The sequence below is a fragment of the Mesorhizobium sp. M2A.F.Ca.ET.039.01.1.1 genome, assembly GCF_003998035.1.
Classification (GTDB): domain Bacteria; phylum Pseudomonadota; class Alphaproteobacteria; order Rhizobiales; family Rhizobiaceae; genus Mesorhizobium.
Map to the genome: position 1 here is coordinate 1 of NZ_RZRY01000599.1, position 3,856 is coordinate 3,856.

The 3,856-nt window shown below is 64.0% G+C and carries 3 protein-coding genes and 1 pseudogene; 3 read left to right on the forward strand and 1 reads right to left on the reverse strand.

Annotated features, from left to right (window positions below):
- Window positions 1–180 precede the first annotated feature (180 nt).
- Complete coding sequence (locus EOA24_RS30130; protein WP_126081864.1) at window positions 181–1,212, reverse strand: hydroxyacid dehydrogenase; 1,032 nt, start codon at window positions 1,210–1,212, stop codon at window positions 181–183.
- A 145-nt stretch (window positions 1,213–1,357) separates the two neighbouring features.
- Between EOA24_RS30130 and EOA24_RS30135 the strand changes: the two genes are divergently transcribed.
- The 3 genes and pseudogenes from EOA24_RS30135 to EOA24_RS30145 form a co-directional block, all read left to right on the forward strand.
- Complete coding sequence (locus EOA24_RS30135) at window positions 1,358–2,419, forward strand: LacI family DNA-binding transcriptional regulator (protein WP_126081865.1); 1,062 nt, start codon at window positions 1,358–1,360, stop codon at window positions 2,417–2,419.
- A gap of 76 nt (window positions 2,420–2,495) precedes the next feature.
- Window positions 2,496–3,485 carry a substrate-binding domain-containing protein gene (locus EOA24_RS30140; RefSeq protein ID WP_245466990.1) on the forward strand — a complete coding sequence of 330 codons (990 nt, stop codon included), beginning with the start codon at window positions 2,496–2,498 and terminating at the stop codon, window positions 3,483–3,485.
- Between the two features lie 139 nt (window positions 3,486–3,624).
- Window positions 3,625–3,856, forward strand: a pseudogene (locus EOA24_RS30145) (ABC transporter permease); the annotation flags it as partial.

Below are 3,856 nucleotides of genomic sequence, written 5' to 3' on the forward strand. Positions count from 1 at the left end.
CGATCACGTCGCATTGTCGGAGACGGCAATCGGAAGGGGTGAGTTACTGGGGCGCCAGCTGCTGCACCGACCGGGCAACGCCGGCGAAATCAGGATTGCTCATAGTTCGGCCGGCGGAAGCGAGCGATCAAGCCGGTCCCGAACACGCGCGTGCTGGGTGGTCAGCGAGTCGAGCCAGCCTCAGTTCCTGTCGACCGGCTTGGAGCGCATCCTCGACACCGTCTCACGCTCCGCCCGCTTGGAGCGCAGCGGCGGCAAGCCGTGATCGACGAGGTCCATATCTTCCAGCACCATGTCGCCCATGCGCTTGAAGGCGACGTCCAGCGCGCCGGCGCGGTGCGCGGAGCGCAGGAAGCCGGGGACGGCTCGGACGGGATGGTCCTTGGGCAGCGGCTCTTCCGGGAACACGTCACTTGCGGCGACGATGTGGCCGCTCTTCACGGCTTGCATCAACGCCTGGAAATCGACGACGCCGGCGCGGCTGAGCAGGATGAAGGCGGCACCCTGGCGCATTTTGGCAAAAGAGTCGGCGCCGAGAAAACCCTGGTTCTCGCTGGTGACGGAAGCGACGACGAAGACGAAATCGCTTTGCGACAGCACCTCGTCCAGCGAGGCCGGCTCGACGCCATTGTCGACCAGGATCGACGGCGGCAGCCACGGATCGTAGACCTTGGTGCGGGTGCGGAAGCCGGTCAGCAGGCGGTTGAGCGCACGGCCGAGGTCGCCGAAGCCGATGATGCCGACATCTGCGCCGGAGAGAAGCCGCGCGGTCTGGTTGCCGTCGCCGCCCCAGAGTTCCTTGCCCTCGCGAAAGGCGAGATCGGCGTCGACGATGTTGCGCGCGAGATTGAGCGCCATGGCGAGGCCGAGCTCGGCCACCGGTTCGGCAAAGACAAGACCAGTGGTGACGACATGGATGCCGCGCGCGAACAGCGTCTCATAGGGCATGTTGTTGAGGAGGTTGGTCTCGACATTGAAGATGCAGCGCAGCGCCGTCAGTTTCTCCAGCGTCTCTGCTGAAATCGGCGGCTGGCCTATGATGTAACGCGCCTCGGCCAGCGTCTCGGCGGGTAGGGCGGAAACACCTTCCGGCGTGGTCTCGACAATGCGATAATGGCTGCGCAGGCGCGCCAGTTGCGGCGGCGTGAAGATAAGGTCTAGCGTGCGCGGTTCGGGCGCGCTGATCACCAGCGGCAAGGTCTTGTCGGACATGATTTTCCTCCCGGACACGATTGGATCGCGTCAATCACATCTTCGAGTCTTATCCACGATGAAACGATTTACAAGAACGAAAAATCGATTTATCGATTAGAATAGCAAGGCAGGAAATCGACTGCCTACCCTCGGGAGGAGGTCAATGGCACAACAGGAAGCCCGGCAAAGGCGTCCGTCGATCCACGACGTGGCAAGCCATGCCGGCGTGTCCGCGGCCACCGTTTCCAAGGTGCTGGCCGGTGTCACAACGGTGAAGCCCGAAAATGCGCAGCGCGTCCTCGATGCCGTCGAGCGTCTGGCCTATCGCGTCGATCCACTAGCTTCCGACATGCGCAGGGCCAAGCGCCGCATCATCGGCGCCATCATGCCCGAGTTTGAAAGCGAGTTCTTCGGCCAGATGGTCACCGAGCTGGAGGGCCTTGCCGAACAGCGCGGTTACACGCTGGTCGCGGCGTCGAGCCGTGAATCGGAAGCGCGCGAAAAGGAGATCTTGGGCCGCATGCATGACTGGCGCGTTGCCGGCGTGGTGCTGGCGCCGGTGCGCAACGAGCACGGGCCGGCGGCTTCCTTCATGAAAGCCAACGGCATGACCGGCGTGCTGATCGACCGCGTCTTGTCCGACGACGCTTTCGATACCGTTTCGGCCGACAGCGCCGCCGCCAGCGCCGAGGTTGCGCGGATGCTGGTGGGCAAGGGCCACAAGCACATCCTGATCATCGGTCTCGCCGAAGGCGCGGCAACCGTGCGCGCTCGCCTGGAAGGTTTTCGCACCCAGGCGCTGGCGCTCGACCCGTCCATCCGCATCGACGTGATCACGTCGGAGGTCAGCGTCGAGCCGCTGCGATCGTCGCTGCGCGATTATTTCGGTCGGGGCGAGCGGCCGACCGCTGTCTATTCGCTGCTGCTCAAGGGCACGCTTGTGGCGCTGTCCGAATTCCGCCGGCGCGGTTGGCATTGCCCGAACGACATCTCGCTGGTCGGCTTCGACGACGCCGAATGGATGCAGGTGACATGGCCGGCGATCGCCGCCGTGGTGCAGCCGGTGCGCCAGATCGCCAGCGGGGCGATGAACCTTTTGTTTCGCAGGGTCGAAGGCGCGGTGGGACCACCCACGGCGCGGCTCGAACCCTGCCAGGTGTTGGAGCGGGAATCCGTTGGCTCGCCAGGCAACGGCCCGCATTCCGGGGGAGGAGACCGACAATAGCCCCCATTGTCGTGAACGGAAACATGCGCCGGCCCTGGCCAAGGCATCCGGCGCCAAAGATCGAATGGAGGATCGAATGACATCGCATTTCTTGAAGATAAATCGATTTACGCTTGCCGTCGGCGCCGCGCTTGCGTTTTCCGCCATCGGCGTCGCCAAGGCCGAAGACGGCGAATATGGCGTGCTGATGAAGACGCTGGCCAATCCGTTCTGGGGCGCGATGGCGCAGGGCGTCGAGGACGGCGCCAAACAAGCCGGGGTGAAATATTTCCAGCAAGCGGCAGAGAGCGACCAGGCGGCCGAGCCGCAGCTCAACCTCTGCAACACCATGCTGGAGCGCAAGCCGGTGGCGATGATCACCGCCGCCATCAACTCGACCAATCTTCTGCCTTGCCTTAAGTCGGCGCAGGACGCCGGCATCAAGATCGTCGACCTCGACAACAATCTCGACCAGGCGGTGCTCGACAAGGAAGGCGTCAAGGTGACCTTCCATATCGGCTCCGACAACATCGCCGCCGGCGCGCAGGGCGCCGAATATCTTGCAAGCAAGCTCGGTAAGGACGCCAAGGGGCCGGTGCTGGTCATCGAAGGCCTCTCCGGCAACATCACCGGCGAGAAGCGCGCCAAGGGCTTTGCCGACAAGCTGAAAGAGCTGGCGCCCGGGCTGGAGATCGTCGCCTCGCTGCCGGGCGACTGGGACCGCGGCAAGGCCGCCTCGATCGCCACCGACACGCTGACCGCGCATCCCGACCTCGTCGCCATCTTCTGCGCCAATGACGGCATGGCGCTCGGCGCGGTGGAGTCGGTTTACGCCGCTGGCAAGGGCCCGCAGGTGACGATCATCGGCGTCGACGGCAATTCGGACGCGGTGAAGTCGATCAAGGAAGGCCGCCTCAATGCCTCGGTGGCGCAGCTTCCCTACCTCGTCGGCAAGCAGGCGGTGGAGAACGTCAAGAAGGCCTTGGCGGGCGACAAGGTCGAGGACAGCATCGCGGTGCCTACGCTGGTGCTGACCAAGGACGTGATCGACGCCGGCAAGGAGCCGATGCTGCAGTATGTGAAGTAGGATGGAGAACGGGAATAGGGCAGTAAGGGAGTAGGGCAGTAAGGGAAGGCAAAAGTTGCGCTTCTCAGGCCTGGCTCCTCTACTCCCTGCTGCCCTACTGCCTTACTCCCCTACTCCCCTACCCGAAGAGTGCAAAGACATGGCTTCTGAACAGCCCGGTTTCTGGGCGCGGGTGCAGCGCGCATCCGTCGAAAGGCTCCACATCAGGCTGGAGTCGCTGGTGGTGCTTCTGGCGCTGAGCACGGCGATGGCGCTCTTGTCGCCCTATTTCCTATCGCTCAGCAACTTCCTCAACATCCTGCTCGCGACCTCGACGATCGGCGTGCTGGCGATCGCCGCCACCTTCGTCATCGGCTCGGGCGGGCTCGACC